Here is a 21,739-nt window from a genome sequence, read left to right as displayed (position 1 = left end):
CGGCCGCGCCGCGTGGCGCGCCAGCATACTGAGGCAGGGGCAAGTTTTGAGTTTTACGGGAGTTATCGGGGCGCGGCGGAGCGCTGTCGTCGCATTGGCAATGGCATCTTCGATTGCTCTGCCGGTGCAGGCCCAAGAGCATGGGGACGATGATGGGTCGGAGGAGGGCTCTGAGATTGTCGTCAAGGCTACCCGTAGCGGTCGGCGGGTGCAGGATGAGCCGATCCGGGTGGACATACTCGACCGGGAAGAGATCGAGGAAAAGCTCCTCATGCGTCCTGGCAACATCGCCATGCTGGTGAGCGAGACGCCGGGTGTGCGGGTGCAGACGACATCTCCCTCCCTTGGGGCGGCGAATATCCGCATCCAGGGGCTTAAGGGGCGGTACACCCAGATCCTGGCCGACGGCCTGCCGCTTTACGGCGGCCAGACTCCATCGATTGGACTGCTCCAGATTCCGCCCACAGACCTCGGACAAGTGGAGATCATCAAGGGCGCGGCTTCGGCTCTCTACGGCCCTTCCGCGCTGGGCGGGGTGATCAATCTCGTATCGCGGCGCCCGGCGGACGAACCCCAGGGCGAGTTGCTGGTAAACGCGACCAGTCGCGGCGGTCAGGACGTGACCGCCTATTCGTCGGCACCGATCAGTTCTACGCTGGGGGCATCTGTCACGGCAGGTTTCGACCGCCAGGACAGCAAGGACCTCAACGACGATGGCTGGGCGGACATGGCAGGCTATCGGCGCTGGTCTGTCCGTCCCCGCCTGTTCTGGGATGACGAGGCAGGCTCGAACGCCTTGCTGACCTTCGGTGCCATGACCGAACAGCGCGACGGCGGCACGCTTCCGGGTGCGACCGCGCCGGACGGAGCCGCATTCGTACAGGCACAGCATAGCCGCCGCTATGATCTGGGTTTTACGGCGGAGACCCCTCTGGAGGGTATTGGCACTCTGCATTTGCGTGCGGCCGGCGTGACGCAGCTGCACGATCATCAGTTCGGGGAGACAATCGAGAACGATCGTCACCGCACAGCCTTTGGCGAGGCATCGCTGTCTAGCGAGGCCGGCTCGATGACTTGGCTCGCAGGCGCGGCCTTCCAGATGGACGACTATCGCTCGCGCCAGTTCGGTACCTTCGACTATCGCTACACCGTGCCGGCCCTGTTCGGGCAGATCGAGCAGCGGGTAGCTAGCGACCTGACACTCTCGGGTAGCGCTCGCTGGGACGATCACAGCGAATATAGTTCACGGGTCAGTCCGCGTCTTTCGGCGTTGTATCGTGCTGGTCCCTGGACAGTCCGCGCTTCGCTGGGCCGAGGCTTCTATGCGCCGACACCGTTCGTGGAAGAGGTCGAGGCCAACGGTCTGTCGCATGTCGAGCCCTATGGCCGACTTAGGGCGGAAGTTGCCGACACGGCCTCGATCGATTTTGGCTATGCCAAGGGGCCGTTCGAGGCGAACGTCAGCTTCTTCGGTTCCAACATCGATCATGCCGTGCAGGTGCGGACCATCGCCGCTGACCGGATCACTCTGGCAAATGCCGATGGTATCACGCGGACGCGCGGCGGTGAGGTCTTGGTGAAGTACCGCTGGGAAGCGATCACTTTGACCGGCAGCTACGTGCATATCGCGGCAAGCGAACCCGACCCGGACGCTTCCGGCAGGCGCACCGTGCCGCTGACGCCCAGGGATAGTGCCGGGCTCGTCGCTATGTGGGAGAAGGAAGGTCGCGGCCGGGTGGGCCTTGAGGCCTACTATACCGGCCGTCAGTCGCTCGACGACAATCCGTACCGAACCCGCAGCAAACCCTACGTCCAGCTTGGCGCGATGGGCGAACTCATTCTGGGGCGCATCAGCCTGTTCGCCAATGCGGAGAACATCCTAAACGTCCGCCAGACCCGCTACGATCCTCTGCTTCTCCCGGCCCGCGCGCCAACCGGAGCCTGGACGGTCGATGCCTGGGCGCCGACCGACGGTTTCGTGCTCAACGCTGGGGTGCGGTTCCGCTTCGGGGCGAAGTAGGGGCGTGGCGGTCTTTCAGCTCCTGCCATGCCTGCCGGATGATTTGCCAACCGCCGGAAACGCCCAACAAGGCCAGCACGGCCGCCACCGTGATATCGGGCCAGGCGGTTCCGGTTCCGAACACGCCCAGCGCGGCCACGACGACCGCCACGTTGCCGATGGCGTCGTTGCGCGAGCAGATCCAGACCGAGCGCCGATTGGCGTCGCCCTCCCGGTGACGCCAAAGCAGCACCGCGCAAAGCAGGTTGGCGGCCAGCGCCAGAACGCCGATTGCGCCCATGGTCTCTGCTCTAGGCAAAGTGCCGGTCGTTGCCATCCAGAGGGTGCTGCCGATTACCCAGAGGCCGAGCACGAGCAAGGATACCCCTTTCGCAAGCGCAGCTCGCGCCCGCCATTTCAGCGCGAGACCGGCCACGCCAAGGCTGATCGCGTAGTTCGCGGAATCTCCCAGGAAATCGAGAGCATCGGCCTTCAATGCGGCGGAACCTGCCGTGACGCCGGCGACGATTTCCACCCCGAACATGCCGGCATTGATGACGAGCGCAATCCAGAGCACGCGTCGCCAGGCTCGATCCTCGATCTTGCGAGCCGTATCAGCGCAACCACAGCAGCCACCGGCCATCTCGGCCTCCATTTTTCCGTACCGGCGGCCTATTTGGGGCCTGTACCAACTACAGGGTCAAGAGCATGGCGCTGAGTATCGGCGAGTTGAGCAAAGCCACGAACACCAAAGTCGAGACAATCCGCTACTACGAGCGCATCGGATTGCTACCGAAGCCAGCTCGCACGAGCGGAAATTATCGCGCTTACGGCGAAGGGGAGCTTGGGCGGCTGTCCTTCATTCGGCGTTCGCGTGATCTTGGCTTCTCGCTGGATCAGGTTCGGGCGCTGCTCAGTCTCTCCGACGATCGCAGTTGCGACTGCGCCGGGATAGACAGCATTGCCCGTGAGCATCTCTTGGAAGTGGATCGCAAGCTTGCGGATCTCACGGCAATGCGCCGGGAACTGAAGTCGGTCATCGATTCGTGCAACGGTGGTGTGGTGGCAGACTGTCGGATTATCGAGGCACTGGCCCCGACCGATTAAAAGCGTCACTCTCATGGGAATGGACGCGCAACTATGCCGAATGGTTGGCTACGAGATCAGCGGAAATCCCGCGATTTTTGCAGAGGGTTCGGCATAGCATCGAGCTCGGCATAAGATCCGTTATGCCGAGTTCGGCATAACGGGTTGAGTATATTGCGGGCGGCCGGATGCTTGGTGACCGGATCATGCGGATCCGGCCCACCGCCATTCTTCCCCCATCGCCGCGCCCGTGAGGCAGCGGGGACATTTCGCCGGTCGCGTTGCGCTCGCGCCCAACACCCGACAGCAGCGCGGCCAGATCGACGAGCTTCCGGGCAATCACATGGATCACCTCCCCTTCGCGCTGAACGATGCCCTCGACGCCGAGCATCCGCGCACCCATGACGATCCGACGGTTCCTCGAACATGCGCGGCCAAACGATGAGATTGGCGATGCCCGTCTCGTCTTCAATGGTGATGAAGAGCACGCCCTTGGCAAAGCCCGGACGCTGGCGCACCAACACGAGGCCCGCGAGCGAAATACGGCCCCCATCGCGAATTGCCTCGAGCGAGCGGCAGGACGCGATCTTCCTGGCGTCCAGGTCCTCCCGAAGAAACGCCATCGGATGGCGCCGCAGCGTAAGGCCGACATCGCCGTAAGTCCGACCACATCGAGTTCCCCCTCAAATCCGCCTTTCTCGCGCTTACCGACGAGAACTGACTTGCGCACGAAGTAGCCATTGTACTCAAGCCACTCCGCGGTCAGATCCTCCAAGTGATTTGCCATCGCGTCCATTCATTTCGCCGTCGCATTGCGGCCCTCGCCGGAACGGCAACTTAGTGGCACCGCGGATGCGACTTAGATGTACAAATCCAAGCGATCAGCCCGTGCACCCGTAACCTCGAGGTTGGTAGCGCGAGGGCGCTGCAGGAAGGCGTGAGAATGCTCGGGCCGATTGCACCGCCGATGGATCGCCTGAATTGCTCGGCGCCGGAAACTCGGTGAAGGACGCCGCCACCTTAATGAAGCGGCCGTCCCGCCGCTACTCGCGCAACGGGCATATCCCTCGCATGCAGGGATATGCCACAGCCGCATGGCACTGGCGCTGCGACTGCCCGCTCTCAGATGCCTGCAAGGGCAACCACTTCCCTTGCCAGCCTCTCTCTGTCGTCGGCCTCGCGCATAAGCGTTGACGTCGCGGTGACCTTGAGGCCCAGCGCCTCCAGGTCCAAGACGTCGGCCTCGTCCGCATTATCGATGACAAGGTGGTCGAGGATATCACTATAGTGGCGGGCGATGGCGGCATTGTTCACCGCCTGCCCCCAATCGCCCGGAATCTGGGTACGGGACGCATTCACCGATGTTCCATCGACGCGCGGCGAGACCGCGATCAGCGGAACCTGCCGCGACGCCAGCGCTGTCCGAACGCCATCCAGGGCCAGGATCGGATCTACGCTGAGGAACGGGTTGGACGGGCACACGACAATGGCCCCGAGGTCGTCACGTTCAAGTGCCCGGGCCAGTCCCGGAGAGGGTTTGGCTCCTGCCGCCCCCGCGAAACGGACGCCAGAAACCGCAGAACCACTTTGTCCAGTCATGCACCAGCGGCGCAAATCGACCCAGCCGTTGCCGGTAAGAACTTGCGTGCGCACAGGATCGTCACTCATCGGCACGACATCGTGTTCGACGCCGAGCTCTCGCGCCAGCCGCGCGGTTACTTCGGAAAGCGTCTCGCCTGCACGCAGTCGCCATGAACGCGCAACGTGCATGGCCAGGTCGCAATCGCCAAGGTTTAGCCACGCTTCCTCGCCCAGCCCGCGCAGCATGGTCATGGCCTGCCAAGTATCGTCCTTTATGCCCGATCCGCGCTCGCTGTCGTTGAGCCACGCAAGGGCATAAGTAACGGAATCGAGATCAGGGCAGACCGCAAGGCCGAGGTGCTCGAAATCGTCACCTGTGTTGACGGCGATCGTCAGATCTCCCGGAGCCATTACCTCAGCCAGGCCCGCGGCCAGCTCCGCACCGCCGGCACCGCCCGAAAGTGCGAGTATGTGCTTTCCGTTCATCGATACATGTCCTGCTCTGTGGGTCGCATCTCGCTTGCCGCCGCCCGCGCGATCACTGGCGCTCGGCGGCTCCATAAATCCCCGTAAGGATATTGACGCAGACGCAGGCCCTCCAGGGGGTGAAGATGCGTGAATGTCAGGTCCCGGCAGACGGCCGGTGCGACCCGAGGGCCATTGGGGAGGGGGGGATTGGGCTCAACCATCTGCCGATTTCACGCATCTTCAGTGATGAGACACCGACACCCTGCCGCTCCCCCATCAAAAAAGTGAAGGAGGGAGGAACAAATTTCCCCCCTCCTTTTCGGATACTACCAGATCTTGCCCAGCCGGTAGGTCAAGGCGAGGAACCCGGAAGGCTGGGTCTTGTGTTCGACGAGCGGACTGTTCTTCACATCGCCAAGGAGCGAGGTGACGCCGCCGGTGGCGCTGGCTGAGAGACGATCGGTCAGTCGATAGACGATCGTCAGCGTTCCGGAGGCGTCCTTGAACCCGCTGCCGGCCTCAAATTGCGAAAGGCCCGACGCTGCCGCTTCGCGGGCGCTGATGCCGAAGTAGCGATCGTTGTATTTGCCGTTCGCCCACGTCACTATCGCAGCAGGGATCAGCATGACCCTGGTAGAAACCGCCACGGGGTAAGCGAGACTTCCATCGACGGTCACGCCCCGTGTGCCGCCGGCAAATCCTCGCGTACCACCGATCGTCGCGGTAACTCCGCCTGCCCGGAACGATCCGAAAATGCGCGCGCCCGCGCCGAAATCCACTCCCCTTACTCCGTCCGGCACGTCCCTGCGACGATAGCCTTGCGTCATGGCAACACTCGCGCCCAGCGTAACGTCTCGGGTCTCGATCGCCTTGACGCCCGCACCGTCCCGCAAGTTCACGAAGAATTGGCCCTGGGCAATATCGAGCGCCGGCAGAGGCAAAACGCGGTAATCGTCGGCGCCCTGGTAGACGGGCATGACGGCAGTACCCATGCCGATGATGACGTGATCCGCACTGGCGGAAGCGGCCTGCGGCAGATCGGCGGCTTCCTGCGCTTGGGCGACCGCACCAAATGGGAGTGCCGTGCCAACGAGAGCCGCCGCCACGGCGGCAGTCAGATTGGAGACGCCGTTGTCAAACTTCATTCTATGCTTTTCCATTTTGATCCCGCGAACGGGGCCTGCGCATTTCAGGCTTCCCTTGGTGAGATGCCGCCAAAGCCTGTTCCCCCATCAAAAATATTGATTCCGGTCCAAATCCTGCGCCAGAGCCGCATTGACCGCTGCCCGAAGCCGCCGGCGGAAACATAAAAGCCGTTGTCCGGCCTGCCTGTCGTCGCTAGCTGTTCGGCGACGGATTCTCGGGGAAAGAAACGAAAACGACATGGACAGCAGCGGGCTCCTCGAGGCCTTTTTGGCGCTCCGGGCAGGCCTGCTCAGATATTTGGCCATGCAAGGTGCGTCGCCCGACGAGGCTGAGGATATTCTTCAGGAAACCAGTCTGAAGCTATCTGGCGGGACCTTCCTCAATATCGACCAGCCGCGGGCCTATCTCTACCGGATGGTTCACAACCTGTTCGTGCTGCATCGCCGCTCTGCCGGCCGCACCGCGCGCCGCGATGAGGCCTGGGTCGGGGCCCATACCGGCGATCCGCCCGAGATCGACGAAACACCTTCGGCGGAAACCACCCTGATCGCCCGCGAGTACCTGGCGATTCTTCAGGAGACGGTCGACGCCCTGCCCGAGCGGACGAAATTCATTTTCAGGCGGTTTCGGCTGGACGGGGTACCGCAGCGCGAGATTGCGGCGGAACTGGCGATAAGCCTCAGTGCCGTCGAGAAGCATCTTACACGTGCCTATGAGGCAATTGCAGCCAAACGACAAAAACTGGATGGGGCTGCAGGGGGATCGCGGCATCTCAAGAGCAAGGAGGGCCGCTCGTGAGCAGTGAGATGGACGCTAAGACCGGCGGCGCTATGCGGCGTGAAGCGATCGGCTGGATTATTCGCATGCGCGAGGCGCGCGATGCCGACTGGCAAGCCTTCGAGCAATGGCTCGGAAGGTCCCCCGATCACGTCGCCGCTTACCGGGAGATCGAGGATCTCGATCTCGATGTCGCAGCGGTGCTCGCGGACATCGATTTCAGTGATCGGGACGAGGCAGTCGCTCGCGCCGCGAACGACGACCACGACAACGATAACAGCGATGACGCTGTGCCCCATCCGGCGCGCCGCACAGCGCTTCGCTGGCTTGCCGGCGGCGGCGCGCTCGCAGCAGCGGTGTTTGCCGCCATCGCATTGACGCCCCAGATCTTCCAAGATCGCTATGAAGTGCGCACGGCCCCTGGACAGACGCAGATCGTCGACCTCGAAGGCGGAACACGGGTGATCGTCAATGGAGGCAGCAGCCTTGTGTTCGATCGCAGCAACCCGAGGTTCGCCGAACTGTCTGCGGGCGAGGCGCTGTTCGAAGTGCATCACGATTCAAGCCGCCCGTTTCGCGTTCTCGTTCATGACCGGGTCGTCGAGGATGCCGGGACCGTGTTCAATCTGGCCTATGACCCTGGCTCGCTGCGCCTCGCCGTCGCTGACGGAAAGGTGATCTTCGAGCCGGGAGCCGGTCAGACCGAACTTGCTGCAGGCGAGGCCCTGGAAACCTCCGGCGACGGCAAGGAAGTGGTCCTGAGCAACACCGATCGCGAAGCCGTCGGCGGCTGGCGCAAGGGCGTGCTCACTTATCGGGGCGAACCGCTCTCGCGTGTTGCGGCAGATCTCTCGCGCCTGCTCGGAATGACTGTCACTGCCGATGCCTCCATCGCGGCGCGCCCCTATTTCGGCACGATCGCGATCAAGCGCGGCGACGCGGCGCAATTGCAGGCACTGATGACCGCCCTTGACGTCGAGGCAGTTCACGAAGCGGGCGGGATAACCATGAAGCCCGCAGGCCATGAAAGTCCGTAGCTTTTACGGCAGGCCGCCTCGCCTTTCCATCACATCGCTCGCCTTGGTCGCCGCCGCCCTGCCTGCCCCGGCATGGGCAGAACCGTTTCGGATAGGCCCCGGCTCGCTGGACAAGGTCATCGCACAGTTGGGACAGCAAGCGGGCGTGACGATCGTCCTGCTCGACCCGAAACTGGCTGCCAGACGATCCGCGGGCATTCGCGGCAATGTGCCGCTGCGCGTAGCCCTGGAGCGCGTGCTGCGCGGAACCGGCGCCGAAGCGAAGTTCATCGCGCCCACCATTGTCCAGATCCGGCAAATACCGGTCCGGGAAAGGCGCGCTCCGCTGGCACCGGCCCGCCCCCTTCCCGTCCTGTCTCCGTCAGCCCCGCATCAAACTTCGCCTGGCCAGGATATCGTGGTGACAGCCAGCAAGCAGGGTCTGACAATCGAAAATTACCCAGGTTCGGCAAAAGTGATCCGGACCGACGAGGCCTGGCTTTCCTCGCAGGCGTCCGAAGGCAGCGGCGCCATCACCAGGCTCTCGCCCGCACTGGGGGCGACCAATCTCGGCAGGGGGCGTAACAAGCTGTTCGTCCGCGGCGTCGCCGACAGCAGTTTCAGCGGCCCCACGCAGGCAACGACCGGTCAGTATCTCGGCGATGTCCGCCTGACCTACAATGCCCCCGACCCCGACCTCAATCTCTACGACATGGAGGGCATCGAAGTGCTCGTCGGTCCGCAGGGGACGCTTTACGGCCCCAGTGCGCTCGGCGGAATACTTCGCCTCCAGCCCAATGCACCGAGCAGCGACGGCTTCGCCGTCACGGCAAGCACGGGACTGGGCTTTACGCGCCACGGCAATGCCAGCCTCGACGGCGCGATGATGGCCAATATTCCGATCGATGCGAACAAGGCCGTCCGCCTCGTCGCCTTCGGCGGACGCGCGGGCGGCTACATTGACGCGCCTGCCCAAGGGCGCAGGAACATCAACAAGACGGTGAATTACGGGCAGCGTCTCACACTCCGTCTCGAACAGGTCGGTGCGTGGACGATCGATATCGGCAACGTGCTCCAGAACTTCAAAAGCGGGGACGGCCAGTATGTCCTGCGCGGGGACCCGCCGTTCACCCGTTCCGGGGTAGTCCCCCAGCCCTACGAGAATAATTACCGGCTTGGCTTCGTGACCGCGACGCGTCCGCTCGGCGCGATGGAAATGACCAGCGTGACCTCCGTAGCCCGGCAGGACCTTTCAACCGTCTTCGATGCAACCGGCTATGACGGTACGAGCGCCCCCGCGCGCCTGCTCGAAAAGCAGGCCGTCACGCTCTTCTCGCAGGAGATGCGTCTTTCCGGCGGCGGCAGGTCGGCACCATGGGTCGCAGGCTTTGCGCTTGCGCGCAGCATCAATCGCCGAACGCTTTCGATCGGATCGCTCATGGACTGGAACGACAGTGCGGGCCTTGAGGACGATCAGCTGGAGACGGCAATCTTCGCCCAGGCTTCCCGGCCTCTCCTGCCAAGGCTGTCTTTGACCGCCGGGCTTCGCCTGACCGCCTCGCACAGCACCCGGCGCACTTTCGATGCCGATGTCGACGGGCTCGACGGCATGACAGGAAATACCCGCCGCCTGTCCGGGACGCTCGGCCTCGTCTGGCGCCCGACAGCCCAGACCAGCGCTTTCGTCGATTTTCGGCAGGGCTATCGGCCCGGCGGGCTTGGCTTTACCGTTGCCGGCGACGCGGTGCTGACCAAGCAATTCAGGCCGGACGATCTCAAAATGATCGAATGGGGAGTGCGCTGGGGCGATCGCGAGCGCGGACCCGTTGCGCTTCAGGCCACGGTCTTCCTCGTCGACTGGCGCAGCATCCAGGCAGATATCGTGGGGCCCTATGCAATCCCCTATACAGCGAACATCGGTCGAGGGATTATCCACGGGCTTGATACCGAAATCGATATTCGTCCTTTTGCATCCTTCACGCTGAGCGCATCCGGCTTCTTCAACCGCAGCCGCCTTCGCGATACGAACGATCAGGCATACGGCGATATGGTGGTCCGCGATACGGAGGTCGGCGCCGACTACTCACTGCCCAATGTCCCGCGCCGCGGAGCGCGGTTCTCCGCAACCTGGGAACCGGCCGCCAGCGCATCGCTAGGCCTGACGTTCGAGGCCGCCATTCGTTACGTAGGGCCATCTCGGCTAGGCGTCGGCGCTTATCTCGACATTCCTCAGGGTGACTATCTGGTGGCAGATCTCTCGGCGGGCCTGACGCGCGGAAAATTCGGGATTAGGCTGGATCTCGCCAATATCACCGATTCCCACGGCAATACCTTCAGCTACGGAAACCCCTTCGGCGTCGGCGAGCGCAATCAGATGACGCCGCTCAGGCCAAGGTCTGCCAGGATCAGCCTCCACATGGGGTTCTAGCGGCGTGCGATCCAATTGCAGCGGCTCGGCTGCTCCATAGCATTGGCATGCGCGTTTTCCAGGTCATCCGATGGTTCCCCCCTACGGGAAAACGCTCAAGCAGATGCGAGCCTTTGCGTCAGGGCATTGGATTGATCGATTTATAATCCGGCGCGAGCGACAGCTGATTTTCTCCTGCAAAGTCCGATCAATTGGTTGCCAGTGCCCAGACCCAAACTTGCTGCTCTGCTCCGGCCAGCAGATCGGCGACCGACGTCTTTCGGCTGTCCGCCCGGGTATGAAGCTGATGCACCAGAGCCGCCAAATAGCGGACGACCTGCGTCTTGTGTTCGAGGTCGAAAACGGTGATGCCCCATGAAGGAGGCAGAGCCAGATCAGATTTCGGAAGGCAGTTCTTTTCGCAGAATGCCGCAAAATCCGCCTCGTCGAGGTCGATGACCACGGCGGGTTGGAGTCGTCGTGCGCTCGGGAAAGCGAACAGTTTCTGGTGACAGCGAGGTTTCGTATCCAGGTCCTGGAAGAACGTCCCGAACGTGCGAATGGCTTGGCCTCGAACAACGTAGCCATAGAGGTCGAAGCCAGACCTGCGGCGCGATGATCGAGAATGCGTTGTTACTGTACGTGTTCGCTCATTGCCGCTGCTTTCCACCTGGTTTTCGTCCGGCGGACCGACGTGAAGTTTTTCTAATCAATCAATTATAGATCTTCGGAGCAGATCGGTCAGACAATTCAAGGAATTCCGTGCGCGAGGTTGCCTGTGCGTCCATCGTGTTTTCTAACGCGGCTGAACTGGCCCGCGGCGCTGGAGGACCGGATCGTCGTGCATTGATCCTCCACATGGGAACCGATGACGACCGAATTTTCAGGGACCGCGAGGGAATCCTCCACTCACGCGCTATGCTTGCGAGTCAGGAGAATGGCAGAGCCCCGTGCAGCAGCCCCTCTTTCCTTCATCGGCGAAGTCGGCAACAAGAGCTCCATGCTGCGTACACTCTATCCGCCCATCGAACCCTACGCCGCCGGAATGCTCGACACCGGTGAAGGCCATAGCATCTATTACGAGCGCTGCGGCACTCCGGGGGCAAAGCCAGCCGTCTTCGTGCACGGCGGCCCCGGCGGCGGGATTTCGCCGGCGCACCGCGGTCTGTTTGATCCGGAGCTATACGACGTGCTCCTGTTCGACCAACGCGGCTGCGGCCGGTCGACGCCGCACGCATCGCTCGATGCCAACACCACCTGGCATCTGGTTGCAGACATCGAACGCCTGCGAGAACTCGCGGGCGCCGAACAGTGGCTCGTGTTTGGCGGCTCCTGGGGCTCCACGCTTTCGCTGGCCTACGCGCAGACGCATCCGGAGCGCGTGAGCGAACTGATTCTGAGGGGCATCTATATGTGCTCCCGGGCGGAACTCGACTGGTTCTACCAGTTCGGCGTAGCACAGCTGTTCCCGGACAAGTACGAGCGCCTTGTTTCGCCGATCCCCGAAGCCGAGCGAGACGACATCCTGCGCGCTTATCATCGCCGGCTCACAACGGGTTTGCCCGAAGAGCAGATCGAGGCCGCCCGCGCCTGGAGCCTGTTCGAAGGGGAAGTCATCACCTTGCTTCCCGACGCCGCGACCTCCCAGCAGCACGACGACGGTCATTTCGCGCTCGCCTTCGCGAGATTGGAGACCCACTACTTCGTCCATGATTGCTGGCTCGAGCCCGATCAGCTCCTCCGTGATGCGCACAAGCTTCGCACGATCCCGGGCACGATCGTGCATGGCCGCTACGACATGCCCTGCCCCGCCCATTACGCCTGGGCGCTGCACAAGGCCTGGCCTGAGGCCGACTTCCATCTGATCGAAGGCGCAGGTCATGCCTATTCCGAACCGGGTATACTGGACCGGCTGATCCGCACCACGGATCTGTACGCGAACAAGACGGATGGCTGACGGCGGAGTGCCCCCATCTTGGGGGCACTAATTCCTGGGACGATAGGCGGGGCACGTATGTCGCCGCGACCTGGTTCAGAAATCCGACCTCGCTCCAGGTCGCAGCTGGCCTATCGCTCCAGAAGTGCGACGGGCACCAATCGCGATAGTGGCATCAGCCAGTCCGTCATCGCTCATCCCGCCGGGTCGAAAAAACCGGCCCGCGCACGCGCATCCGAGTCTCGTGAAAGGGCCGTTGGAGCCGGGCGATTTCGGTATAGGATCCGCCCAGCCAGGTACCAATATCCCTCGGCTCCAGAATCGTGATCATCGCCTTGGGATGGACCGGCTTGACCAGCGCATTGGCATCGCAGGTCACCATGGCGAAGGCCTCGCCGATTTCAGTGTGCTGCCAGAAGCCGGCGACCGCGAACACCGGCTGATCCGTCACCGAAAACCACATCTCGCCCTTGAGCGGCGGCTTGCCATCTCCGAGGTCATGCTTGTCCGGCGTGAACTCGCAGAATTCGGTCAGCGGCACGATGCAGCGGTTTTTCGGATCTTCGGCAAGCCGCTGCCACTGCGGCGCGGCAAGATTGCGCACATTCGTCATCGGCCAGGCTCCCTTGCCGCCCAGCACATCCCAGCTCATCACGTCCCACCCCCGGATGCCGTCCTGCTCGCGCACCACGTAGGCCCGCCCCTTGGGCCTCAGCTCCTGGGGATCGAACCGATTGTCGCGCGGCCGTTCGCGAAAGAGCTCAGCGACCGAGCCGAAGAGGGTTTCCGGCTCTCCCTTGAAACGGGCACGGTTGCACATGGCATTGCTCCTGATCGCGGCGCGCATCCCCTGGCGAGGCTGCCTTGCCGAAAGCATATCGCAGCCGGCAACCGGCGCTACGAGAGAATTGCTCACGAGGTGCGCTATGACGGGCCGACCTCTTCATAGCGTCCGGCGAGCCGCAGCTGCCGGACAATTCCATTGAAAGCTGCCGTCACCCCCTGCGCCCGGCCGATCTCGTTGTTCTGGCAGGCGGCATCCCAGTAGAGCTCGAGCGGCCAGCGCTCCCGGCAGTGCGGCAGCAGACATCTGAGGGCGAGGCGAACCTCGACGGTATCGACCCGGCCGTCGCTGCAGCGGGTCACGCCGCCGCGCAGGATATGCAGCGAGAGCGCGATGATCACGCGCTGGTGTTTGGGAAGCGCCGCCACGCCTCAATGGAAATCGTGCGACTTGAACCGCACGACCTCCTCGGGGTCCCGGCCATCCGCATGCGGCGGCCAGTAGCTGCTGACCGGCTTCGGGCTCCAGGCCGCATCGCCGCGATCCGGGCTACCACCATGGCGGGCGCCGTCGCCCCTCCCGGTGCGGTGCGGGAAAGACATCTCGCCGACACGGTGCAGGAGGTCGCCGTGATCGATGATCCGATCACAGATCACATGGATGACATCGCCCTCCTTCTGGACCTGCCCCTTGAGCCCCACCATCGAGGCGGACATCACGGTGCGGCGCTGGGCCTCGAAGCGATCGGGCCAGAGAATGCCGTTGGCGATACCCGTCTCGTCCTCGATGGTGATGAAGAGCACTCCCTTGGCCGATCCCGGCTTCTGGCGCACCAGGATGATCCCGGCGACCTCGACCTTCCTGCCGTCGCGAATGTTCGCGAGGTCGGCGCAGCGCGTCACGCCCCGCCGCGTGAGTTCGTCCCGCACGAACGTCAGAGGGTGGGCGCGCAGCGAGAGCTGCAGCGCGCGATAGTCCTCGATGACCTCGCGCCCATCGGCCAGCGGGCGCAGTTCCACGGCCGGCTCCTGCACCTCGGCGCTGATCCTTTCTGCCGCGCGGTCCGCGGCGGCAAAGAGCGGCAGGGGCGCTTCGCCGAGCCCCCTCACCTTCCACAGTCCCTGGCGGCGATCCGCGCCGAACCCATGGAAAGCATCAGCATTGGCGAGCTTCTCGATCGCGGCACGCGGCACCCCGGAGCGTCGCCACAGGTCCTCGACGGATTCAAACGGCGTGAGAGCGCGCGCCGTGACGATCGCTGCACCATCGGCATTGGAGAGCCCATGCACCTGGCGCAGACCAAGCCGCACCGCATGATACCGGCCCCGCGCAGGCTCCAGCGAGCAGTCCCACCGGCTCGCGTTGATACACACGGGACGAACCTTCACCCCGTGCCGGCGCGCATCGGTAATGATCTGGGCGGGGGCATAGAAACCCATGGGCTGCGCATTCATCAAGGCGGCGCAGAACACGTCGGGATGATGATGCTTCATCCAGCTCGACGCATAGGAGATCTTCGCAAAGCTCGCCGCGTGGCTCTCGGGAAACCCATAGGAGCCGAAGCCCTCGAGCTGACGGAACGTCCGCTCGGCAAAGTCGCGCGGATAACCGCGACCGACCATTCCCTCGATCAGCTTCTCGGAAAAGTGGGACACGCCGCCGGTCATCTTGAAGGTCGCCATCGCGCGGCGCAGCTGGTCAGCCTCTGCCGGCGTGAACCCCGCGCCGACGATAGCCACTTTCATGGCCTGCTCCTGGAAAAGCGGCACGCCGAGCGTCTTTTCGAGGACGGCCCGCAGTTCAGGGCGAGGATACTCCGGCTTCTCCAGCCCCTCGCGGCGGCGCAGATAGGGGTGGACCATGTCGCCCTGGATCGGGCCGGGCCGGACGATCGCCACCTGGATCACGAGATCGTAGAAGCGGCGGGGCTTCATGCGCGGCAGCATCGACATCTGCGCGCGGCTCTCGATCTGGAAGGTGCCGAGCGTATCGGCCTTCTGGATCATGGCGTAGACGTCCGGGTCATCGCCCTGCAGATCCGCGAGGCCGACGCGAAGGCCCTTGGCTTCTTCGAGCAGGTTGAAGGCGCGGTTCATGCAGCCCAGCATGCCGAGGCCCAGGACATCGACCTTCATCATCTTCAGGACATCTATATCGTCCTTGTCCCATTCGATGATCTGGCGATCGGCCATCGCCGCAGGTTCGATCGGCACCAGGTCGTCAAGGCGGTCATGAGTGAGCACAAAGCCGCCGGGGTGCTGGCTGAACTGGCGCGGAACCCCGATCAGTTGGCGGGCAAGATCGAGGGTCAGGCGAAGCCGCCGATCCGACATGTCGAGGTTCAGTTCAGCGGCCTGCTTCTCACCGACGCCTTCCGCCGACCAGCCCCAGACCAGACCCGCGAGCGAGGAGGTCAGGTCCTCTGGCAGCCCCATGGCCTTGCCGACATCGCGCACCGCGCCGCGCGCGCGGAAGCGGGTTACGACGGCGGTCAGCGCCGCCCGGTCGCGGCCGTAGGTCTCGAAGATCCACTGGATGATCTCCTCGCGCCGCTCGTGCTCGAAATCGACGTCGATGTCCGGCGGCTCGCGCCGCTCGCCCGACACGAAGCGCTCGAACAGGAGTTCGTGCTTGATCGGGTCGATCGAGGTGACGCCGAGCACGAAGCAGACGCAGGAATTGGCGGCAGAACCCCGGCCCTGGCACAGGATACCCCGCCGCCTTGCCTCGCTGACGATCGAGTGGACCGTCAGGAAATAGGGCGCGTAGTTCAGATCGGCGATGAGCCTCAGTTCATGGGCGATCTGGTCCCGGTAGGTTTGCGGCGGTTCGCCCGCGAACATGGTGTCCAGCGCCTCATGCGCCATCTTCTCCAGCGCCTGCTGCGCGGTGAGACCGTCGATCACCCGCTCCTGCGGGTAATGATAGGTGAGGTCGCTGAGCGCGAAGGTGCAGGCCTCGGCGATCTCGACGCTGGCCCGCAAGGCCTCGGGATAAGCAGAAAAACGGCGGACCATCTCCGCCGGCGACTTGAGCGCGCGGTCCGCATTGACTTCGCGCCGGTAGCCAAGCGTATCGACCGTGCAGCCATGCCGGATCGCGGTCACCACATCCTGCAGGAGCCGGGCGTCCGGGGCGTGGTAGAGCACATCGCCGGTGACGACACTGCGGACGCCGGCATCCGCTGCCTGCCGCGAAAGTGCATCGATGCGCACCGCGTCATCGGGGCGGCGGCGCTGAAACAGGGCCATGTAGCCGCGCCTGCCATAGACTTCGCGCAAGGCCGCAAGCGCGGCGACGTTTTCGCCGCCTGCTTCGTGGGGAAGAAGGATGGCGATCACCCCTTCCGACCACGCCGCAAGCTCGTGCCAGTACAGCAGGCAGCCCCCCTTCCCGGCCCGGCGCTTGCCGATCGTAAGCAGGCGGGTGATGCGCGACCACGCTTGCCTGTCGGTCGGATAGAGCAGCAGGCGGCGCCCGCAAGCAAGATCGATCCGGGTGCCGGGTATCAGCCGGACCCCGGTAACCTTTTCCGCTTCCCAGGCGCGCACCACCCCGGCCACGCTGCCCAGATCGGCGATGCCGAGCGCGGGATAGCCGAGCATCGCGGCGGCGCCGAACAGTTCGTCGGGGCTGGAGGCGCCGCGCAGGAAGGAAAAGTGCGTCAGCACCTGGAGCTCGACATAGGCGGTCATGCGAAAACACCGTGCATCCACCAGGTGAGATCGCCTGTGTTGCTTGCCACCCCGTCCCCGCGCCGGAACACCCAGTAGCGGCCGCCATGCTGGTCCTCGACCCGGTAGTAGTCGCGCACGGCCCAGACTTCAGCGTCGCGGCGCCACCACTCGCCATGGATCCGTTCCGGTCCGTCGCCTGCCACGACCTTGTAGGAGCGTCCCCGCCATTCGAAGCGGCGCGGCGGCTGATCGGGCATCAGCGCCATGACGCCGTGCAGCGGTTCCGGCCGCGCGAACAGCCGCACGGGCCGCTGCCAGGACGGCCATGATCCCGGTGCCTCGATGGGGCTTTCCGGCCTCACGGCCCGCTCGGGCACATGGCTTTCGGCCGGGGCAACGCGGAACACGCTGGCCGGTCCGATCCGGCCCGCCACTACATCGACGAGCCGGGCAGGATCCCGCACGGTGCTCTCGCCGGCGAGAATGGCCCCGAGGTTCTCGGCATCGAGCGCTTCGGTGTGCGGCGCCAGCAGCCTGAACTGCTCGAGACCCAGGCCGGGATCGATCCGGTCGATCCTGAGCTTCAGCAGGCGCAGCAGGTGCGAGGGCTCCCTGGTCGGGCGCGAGGTGCCGATGGCCACGATCTGCTCGCAGCCGTCGATCCGCAGCCCGATCAGGCGCAGCGAACGCGCGCCAAGGCCCCTCCTCTGCAGGACCTCGGCCATGTCTTTGAGGAGATCCTGCATGACCTGCGCGATGGCCTCGGCCGTGCCGATCGGTTCAAGCAGGCGCCGCTCTACCATGGGGATCACGATGTCCTCGCGCGGGGTGATCGGTTCCGCCTTGCCGCCGAGCGCCTGATCGAGGCGATCGATCGCGGCCATGCCGAGACGGCGCGCCAGGGGGCCGCGCGCGACGGGAAGCAGGTCGGCGATCGTCTCGAACCCGAACTTGCGCGCCGCGCCGAGCGCAGCCCCGTCCAGGCGCAGGGCCGCTACCGGCAGCGGCGACAGAGCGCGAAGCACGCCGCCCGGCGGGGTGATGGCAATATCCTCGCCGCCGTAGCGCGCAAGTGCATGCGCTGCGCCGGGGGTATCAGCGATCGCGATACGCGCGGTGAACCCGGCGCGGCGGCAGAATGCGTGGAGCCTCCGGCAGAAGCGCTCCTCCCCGCCATGGAGATGCGCAGCGCCGGTCAGATCGAGCCAGATACCGTCAGGCGGACAGACCGCGACGATCGGGGACCAGCGCCGAATTCCAAACAAGGCCAGGCGGTCCAGCAGCTCTGCGTCCGCTTCCGGCTCGGCGGGGCGAAAATCGAGGTCCGAGACCAGGGCTCGGGCATGGGTTGCCGCCATGCCGACATGGATGCCAAGTGCCCGTGCTGCCGGGCATGCCGAGACGATCTCGTCGCGGCGAGCGACTTTGCCGATGAGCGCCAGCGGCGGCGCGGCAACCGCGGGGACGAAGCGCAGGGCGCGCGGCGGCGCGGATACCGGGCGCTTGAAGGGATGCTCCGCCGCTTCCGAGCGCCGACCAAGCTCGCGCATCGGCGGCTGCGCGTGGAGCGGCAGCGCGGCGATTTCACGCTCGACATCGACTCGCGAGCGGGCCTGCCCGCGATCTTCGCCCTGCGTCTCTGCCCGGGCCCAGCGCGCACCGGGTCGCCACCCGCCGCCGCGAGGAACGGAGCAGGCACCAGGATCGTCATCGACAGGCAGCTCGAGCGGGCGGGGTTCAGGCCGCGGAGCGGCGAACCGGTCCTGCCGTCTCAGCCGTTCGATCGGCAGATAGGGCAGGAACAGCGAGACGACCCGTCTCATCACATCCCTCCACGATCAGGGAAAAACCTTCACCGCCGCGCTGGCGGGCAAGTTCGACGAGCCAGCGCGGCCGACCGACACCTGCAACGCCGAGGCGGCCGGAGGGGGCACTGGCAATGCGCCAGCGGGTCCAGGCTGCCGAAGGTTCGCCGAGCGGATCCCGGTCGCGTCCGCGGTGGCGCCTGAGCAGCAGGACAGGAATATCGGCCTCTGCCGCCGCGAGCTGAAGGCGGCGGGTCGCCACCATCGAGACCTTGCTGGCCTCGGCAACGACAGCAGCCGGCGTCCCATCGCGGATCGCATCCTCGACGACGGCAAGGAGCGCTGCTTCATCGCGCGGCTGCGCGTGAATGACATAGGACGATGCAAGCCCGGCCTGTTCCAGTCCCGGCGCGTAGAGGTCGCTGCGGCAGCTCACCCACAGCACCGGCGCCTCGAAAGAGCGGGCTTCGCGCGCAGCGATCCCTGCAAGGAACAGGGTCGCGGCGGCATCGTCGACCAGCGAGCACGTGCGCGCGGCCGCCTCGTGCAAAGCGCCGGCACGCAGCCCCCCGCCGCCCAAGCGACCGTCCAGAGCCTCGGCGGCAAACGGCATCGTGCGAAATTCCGCAAGCGGCGACGCCAGAGTCCGCAGATGCTCGATTGTCGGCAGGGTTGATGGTGATACCGGCTGCATGGTGTTTTGTTCAGACTCGCTACGTTCGCTATATGTTCTCATTCATGGGGGAGAACGGTCAAGACATTTGAAAAGGAAGGGCGCCGCGCCTGCCGGGACAAGGCTGTGGACAGACCTGTGCAGCAAGGAGCTGAGGTTGGCAGCGCAGGGATCAACCGGCCAGCTTTGTTCGACTTTTATCAATGCCGAGAGGTTGACCAGATCTGCCAACTGTCCATCAGAAAAAATCATTCGTCCCGTTCCAGCAAAAGCTCCAATGAGGCCACCCTTCTCAAGCACGACCGCGATTACTGCGGTCTTTTCGAGCTTTCCCAATACTCCCGGAGGAAGCGGCGAACCGGACTCGCGCCGCCGATCCGATCCCGCCGGAAACTGCCTCTCGGATAACCTAGCCACCCTGCCGTGGCAGAAGCCTCAATGCTTCGGGAGGGAATCCGCAGGCCCCGCTTCTGAACTGCCGGGTAAAGCGTTTCGAGGAGGTCGATTATCCTGGACAGCAAGGGCGGCGGCTAACTTACTGGCGCAGCTCAGGTTTCGCGAAATGCAACCACAGAAAGCAATACTTGTTGCGTTCCTTGCATTTGCGAGGCCAAGCGCCTCCAGACATATGGCGGAGGCCTTTCAGGCATCCTCTCCCAAAAGACCTATCCAGCCGGCCCCTGTGGCCGGCTTTTTTTTCGGCCTGCGCCGGTGCCCGCCCGCACCCCATTTCCAGCGAGCAGCCATGCGGGAACCAGTTCCGCTTGCTGCGCCTTGCTGCGCCCCGTCGACTCCTGCGCATTGCTCCACATCGGCGACACGCGTAAACCGGCATGAGGAGATCTGTCCCATCTGCAACCTGTATCGCCTCACCACCCCTGCCAGCGCGGTCGCCGCCCTGTTTGAGGCCGACGTGGTGGCGGGCGCAAACCTTGCAGATGTCGTGGCACCGTCCGACCCAGGGCTGGTACTGGCACAAGGCAGGCTCACCGCGATGACATGGGGATTTCCGCGGCAGACCGTCAGCCCCGTGGACGGGAAGGCGCTCAAGCCCAAGCCGGTCAACAACACCCGGACCGAGAACCTCGGCTCCCGCTTCTGGCGCGCGAGTTTCGTGAGCCGGCGCTGCCTCGTTCCGCTAAGCGCCTGGGCCGAGGCGGCGGGCGAGACCGGGCACATGACCCGGACATGGTTTTCGCCGAAAGGCTGCGACACGTTCGCGGTCGCCGGGATCTGGAAGAACTCAGCCGAGTGGGGCCGGGTCTTTTCGATGCTGATGGTCCCGGGGCACGAACAGATGGAGGCGCTCAACGACCGCATGCCGGTGATCCTGCGCGAAGATGACTGGGACGTATGGACGCAGGGCACGCCGACAGCTGCTCATGCGCTCTGCCGGACATGGGATGGCAGGCTGGATGTCGAGGTAACCGCGCAGCCCTGGTCAAACCGCGCGCGCCCAGCGCCCTCTCCTCCCCCGCAATTGTCCCTGCCGCTGTAAATTGGATGCGCTGCCGCTGCAGCAATGCGTCACGAGAACCGCATCACGGTATCGTGCGCGGGCTGGCGAGGGTTCCCTGCGCCGTATATTGCCGCTTGCCGGTCCAGGTCATGATTTTTGTAAGCGGCCCGCCCGGTCGTCCGAAATGCCGGCATGCCTCATCGTTGAGTTCCGAAATCACCTCGGCCGAGCGGAACGCTCCTGCCCGGACGCCTTCCAGATAGATCTCGGCCGCCGGCTTGTCTTCGTCGGCCAAAAGGGAAGCGGCATACTCCAGTTCCTCGGCGCCGGCGGCGAAGATCGTCTTCGCGTCATCCTCTGCCAGCAGGTGGCACATAACACCCGTCCGGATCAGCCATTCCAGACGTACGCTCGTTGCCGCCTGCCCCTTGTAGCTGGCTAGCAGCTGCTCGCGCATGCCTGGCTGGGCAAGCAGAATTTTCCTCAGTTCGGCAGTTCGGTCGGAAGAGGTGTCATCAGCAAGTGCAGGCGGTGCGGCGGCGCCAATAACGAACGGGAGAAGCAGCGCAGCGAGAAACGTCCGGCGCGAATTGCGAAACATGAAACGGGTTTTCCTTCGAACCTACGGATGCACAGGATCCGGAAAGCAATGAACGAAAATTGATCGTTGATCAATTGATGATCGCAGAGGGAAAGTCACGACCATTCTGAACAGCGGCGCGATGTCATTCCCTATCCTCATAGCACCGCTGATGGGTTTGGCCTTCTGAGGCAGGTGATGAGCTGGATCGTTTGAACCGCGTTATGGCGTTCCGAGGACGATAAACGGCCCGCGAAATGGGCACTTTTGTACTTAGGAGCGAATTTCGGTCTTGAGGCTTTATGATCTGCCACACCTTATCGTGGCACCTTCCAAAGGAGAGAT

General features: G+C 64.2%; 18 protein-coding genes. 7 read left to right on the top strand and 11 right to left on the bottom strand.

Annotated elements, in window-relative coordinates:
* Positions 1-46: 46 nt before the first annotated feature.
* Positions 47-2,020: a TonB-dependent receptor plug domain-containing protein gene (locus V7066_RS26795; RefSeq protein WP_442947385.1), complete on the top strand. Its 1,974-nt coding sequence runs from the start codon at positions 47-49 to the stop codon at positions 2,018-2,020.
* Here V7066_RS26795 and V7066_RS26790 read toward each other — a convergent pair.
* Positions 1,983-2,642 carry a cation transporter gene (locus tag V7066_RS26790; protein WP_334185972.1) on the bottom strand — a complete coding sequence of 220 codons (660 nt, stop codon included), beginning with the start codon at positions 2,640-2,642 and terminating at the stop codon, positions 1,983-1,985. The genes V7066_RS26795 and V7066_RS26790 overlap by 38 nt on opposite strands.
* Before the next feature lie 65 nt (positions 2,643-2,707).
* Here V7066_RS26790 and V7066_RS26785 point away from each other — a divergent pair, with 65 nt between their 5' ends.
* Positions 2,708-3,106 (top strand): MerR family transcriptional regulator, encoded by a 399-nt coding sequence (locus tag V7066_RS26785; protein ID WP_334185971.1) that lies wholly within the window; start codon positions 2,708-2,710, stop codon positions 3,104-3,106.
* Between the two features lie 31 nt (positions 3,107-3,137).
* Here V7066_RS26785 and V7066_RS26780 read toward each other — a convergent pair whose 3' ends face one another.
* The 3 genes from V7066_RS26780 to V7066_RS26770 form a co-directional block, all read right to left on the bottom strand.
* A complete protein-coding gene (locus V7066_RS26780) occupies positions 3,138-3,488 on the bottom strand; it encodes a hypothetical protein (RefSeq protein ID WP_334185970.1) in 351 nt (116 codons plus the stop codon).
* A 719-nt stretch (positions 3,489-4,207) separates the two neighbouring features.
* A complete protein-coding gene (locus V7066_RS26775; protein WP_334185969.1) occupies positions 4,208-5,152 on the bottom strand; it encodes a 2-phospho-L-lactate transferase CofD family protein in 945 nt (314 codons plus the stop codon).
* Positions 5,153-5,460: 308 nt separating this feature from the next.
* The gene (locus tag V7066_RS26770) at positions 5,461-6,279 is read right to left on the bottom strand and encodes a MipA/OmpV family protein (protein ID WP_334185968.1); all 819 of its coding nucleotides are present in this window, start codon (positions 6,277-6,279) and stop codon (positions 5,461-5,463) included.
* 238 nt (positions 6,280-6,517) lie between these two features.
* On the opposite strand from V7066_RS26770, the gene V7066_RS26765 reads away from it, so the two are divergent.
* From V7066_RS26765 to V7066_RS26755, 3 genes are read left to right on the top strand one after another with little or no spacing between them, the layout of a single operon-like run.
* On the top strand, positions 6,518-7,078 hold the full coding sequence (locus tag V7066_RS26765; RefSeq protein WP_334185967.1) for an RNA polymerase sigma factor: 561 nt from the start codon (positions 6,518-6,520) through the stop codon (positions 7,076-7,078).
* The gene (locus V7066_RS26760) at positions 7,075-8,094 is read left to right on the top strand and encodes a FecR family protein (RefSeq protein ID WP_334185966.1); all 1,020 of its coding nucleotides are present in this window, start codon (positions 7,075-7,077) and stop codon (positions 8,092-8,094) included. The genes V7066_RS26765 and V7066_RS26760 overlap by 4 nt, the downstream gene beginning before the upstream one ends.
* Entirely contained in the window at positions 8,081-10,501 is a 2,421-nt protein-coding gene (locus tag V7066_RS26755; protein WP_334185965.1) for a TonB-dependent receptor, read from the top strand. The genes V7066_RS26760 and V7066_RS26755 overlap by 14 nt, the downstream gene beginning before the upstream one ends.
* Positions 10,502-10,688: 187 nt before the next feature.
* On the opposite strand, the gene V7066_RS26750 is transcribed toward V7066_RS26755, so the two are convergent.
* Positions 10,689-11,150, bottom strand: a complete 462-nt coding sequence (locus V7066_RS26750) for a hypothetical protein (protein WP_334185964.1) — start codon at positions 11,148-11,150, stop codon at positions 10,689-10,691.
* 330 nt (positions 11,151-11,480) lie between these two features.
* On the opposite strand from V7066_RS26750, the gene pip reads away from it, so the two are divergent.
* Entirely contained in the window at positions 11,481-12,437 is a 957-nt protein-coding gene (gene pip / locus V7066_RS26745) for a prolyl aminopeptidase (RefSeq protein WP_334185984.1), read from the top strand.
* A gap of 166 nt (positions 12,438-12,603) precedes the next feature.
* On the opposite strand, the gene V7066_RS26740 is transcribed toward pip, so the two are convergent.
* The 5 genes from V7066_RS26740 to V7066_RS26720 form a co-directional block, all read right to left on the bottom strand.
* The gene (locus V7066_RS26740) at positions 12,604-13,236 is read right to left on the bottom strand and encodes an SOS response-associated peptidase family protein (protein ID WP_334185983.1); all 633 of its coding nucleotides are present in this window, start codon (positions 13,234-13,236) and stop codon (positions 12,604-12,606) included.
* A 104-nt stretch (positions 13,237-13,340) separates the two neighbouring features.
* Entirely contained in the window at positions 13,341-13,601 is a 261-nt protein-coding gene (locus V7066_RS26735; protein WP_334185963.1) for a hypothetical protein, read from the bottom strand.
* A gap of 30 nt (positions 13,602-13,631) precedes the next feature.
* A complete protein-coding gene (locus tag V7066_RS26730) occupies positions 13,632-16,895 on the bottom strand; it encodes an error-prone DNA polymerase (RefSeq protein ID WP_334185962.1) in 3,264 nt (1,087 codons plus the stop codon).
* Positions 16,892-18,700, bottom strand: coding sequence for a Y-family DNA polymerase (locus V7066_RS26725; RefSeq protein WP_334185961.1), 1,809 nt, complete (start codon positions 18,698-18,700; stop codon positions 16,892-16,894). The genes V7066_RS26730 and V7066_RS26725 overlap by 4 nt, the downstream gene beginning before the upstream one ends.
* A complete protein-coding gene (locus tag V7066_RS26720; protein ID WP_334185960.1) occupies positions 18,615-19,295 on the bottom strand; it encodes an ImuA family protein in 681 nt (226 codons plus the stop codon). The genes V7066_RS26725 and V7066_RS26720 overlap by 86 nt, the downstream gene beginning before the upstream one ends.
* Before the next feature lie 805 nt (positions 19,296-20,100).
* Here V7066_RS26720 and V7066_RS26715 point away from each other — a divergent pair.
* Positions 20,101-20,853: an SOS response-associated peptidase gene (locus V7066_RS26715; RefSeq protein WP_334185959.1), complete on the top strand. Its 753-nt coding sequence runs from the start codon at positions 20,101-20,103 to the stop codon at positions 20,851-20,853.
* A gap of 43 nt (positions 20,854-20,896) precedes the next feature.
* Here V7066_RS26715 and V7066_RS26710 read toward each other — a convergent pair whose 3' ends face one another.
* Complete coding sequence (locus V7066_RS26710; protein ID WP_334185958.1) at positions 20,897-21,415, bottom strand: hypothetical protein; 519 nt, start codon at positions 21,413-21,415, stop codon at positions 20,897-20,899.
* Between the last annotated feature and the right edge of the window lie 324 nt (positions 21,416-21,739).

The sequence above is a fragment of the Novosphingobium sp. genome, assembly GCF_036820275.1.
Lineage (GTDB): Bacteria > Pseudomonadota > Alphaproteobacteria > Sphingomonadales > Sphingomonadaceae > Novosphingobium.
This window is presented reverse-complemented; position numbering and strand designations above follow the sequence as displayed.

Excerpts from the sequence above, each read along its gene's own strand:
- V7066_RS26765 (WP_334185967.1), top strand. The coding sequence starts at position 6,518 with ATGGACAGCAGCGGGCTCCTCGAGGCCTTTTTGGCGCTCCGGGCAGGC.
- pip (WP_334185984.1), top strand. The coding sequence starts at position 11,481 with ATGCTGCGTACACTCTATCCGCCCATCGAACCCTACGCCGCCGGAATG.
- V7066_RS26720 (WP_334185960.1), bottom strand. The coding sequence starts at position 19,295 with ATGCCGTTTGCCGCCGAGGCTCTGGACGGTCGCTTGGGCGGCGGGGGG.
- V7066_RS26785 (WP_334185971.1), top strand. The coding sequence starts at position 2,708 with ATGGCGCTGAGTATCGGCGAGTTGAGCAAAGCCACGAACACCAAAGTC.
- V7066_RS26715 (WP_334185959.1), top strand. The coding sequence starts at position 20,101 with ATGCGGGAACCAGTTCCGCTTGCTGCGCCTTGCTGCGCCCCGTCGACT.
- V7066_RS26790 (WP_334185972.1), bottom strand. The coding sequence starts at position 2,642 with ATGGCCGGTGGCTGCTGTGGTTGCGCTGATACGGCTCGCAAGATCGAG.
- V7066_RS26740 (WP_334185983.1), bottom strand. The coding sequence starts at position 13,236 with ATGTGCAACCGTGCCCGTTTCAAGGGAGAGCCGGAAACCCTCTTCGGC.
- V7066_RS26730 (WP_334185962.1), bottom strand. The coding sequence starts at position 16,895 with ATGACCGCCTATGTCGAGCTCCAGGTGCTGACGCACTTTTCCTTCCTG.
- V7066_RS26725 (WP_334185961.1), bottom strand. The coding sequence starts at position 18,700 with ATGAGACGGGTCGTCTCGCTGTTCCTGCCCTATCTGCCGATCGAACGG.
- V7066_RS26755 (WP_334185965.1), top strand. The coding sequence starts at position 8,081 with ATGAAAGTCCGTAGCTTTTACGGCAGGCCGCCTCGCCTTTCCATCACA.
- V7066_RS26710 (WP_334185958.1), bottom strand. The coding sequence starts at position 21,415 with ATGTTTCGCAATTCGCGCCGGACGTTTCTCGCTGCGCTGCTTCTCCCG.
- V7066_RS26780 (WP_334185970.1), bottom strand. The coding sequence starts at position 3,488 with ATGGGTGCGCGGATGCTCGGCGTCGAGGGCATCGTTCAGCGCGAAGGG.
- V7066_RS26770 (WP_334185968.1), bottom strand. The coding sequence starts at position 6,279 with ATGAAGTTTGACAACGGCGTCTCCAATCTGACTGCCGCCGTGGCGGCG.
- V7066_RS26775 (WP_334185969.1), bottom strand. The coding sequence starts at position 5,152 with ATGAACGGAAAGCACATACTCGCACTTTCGGGCGGTGCCGGCGGTGCG.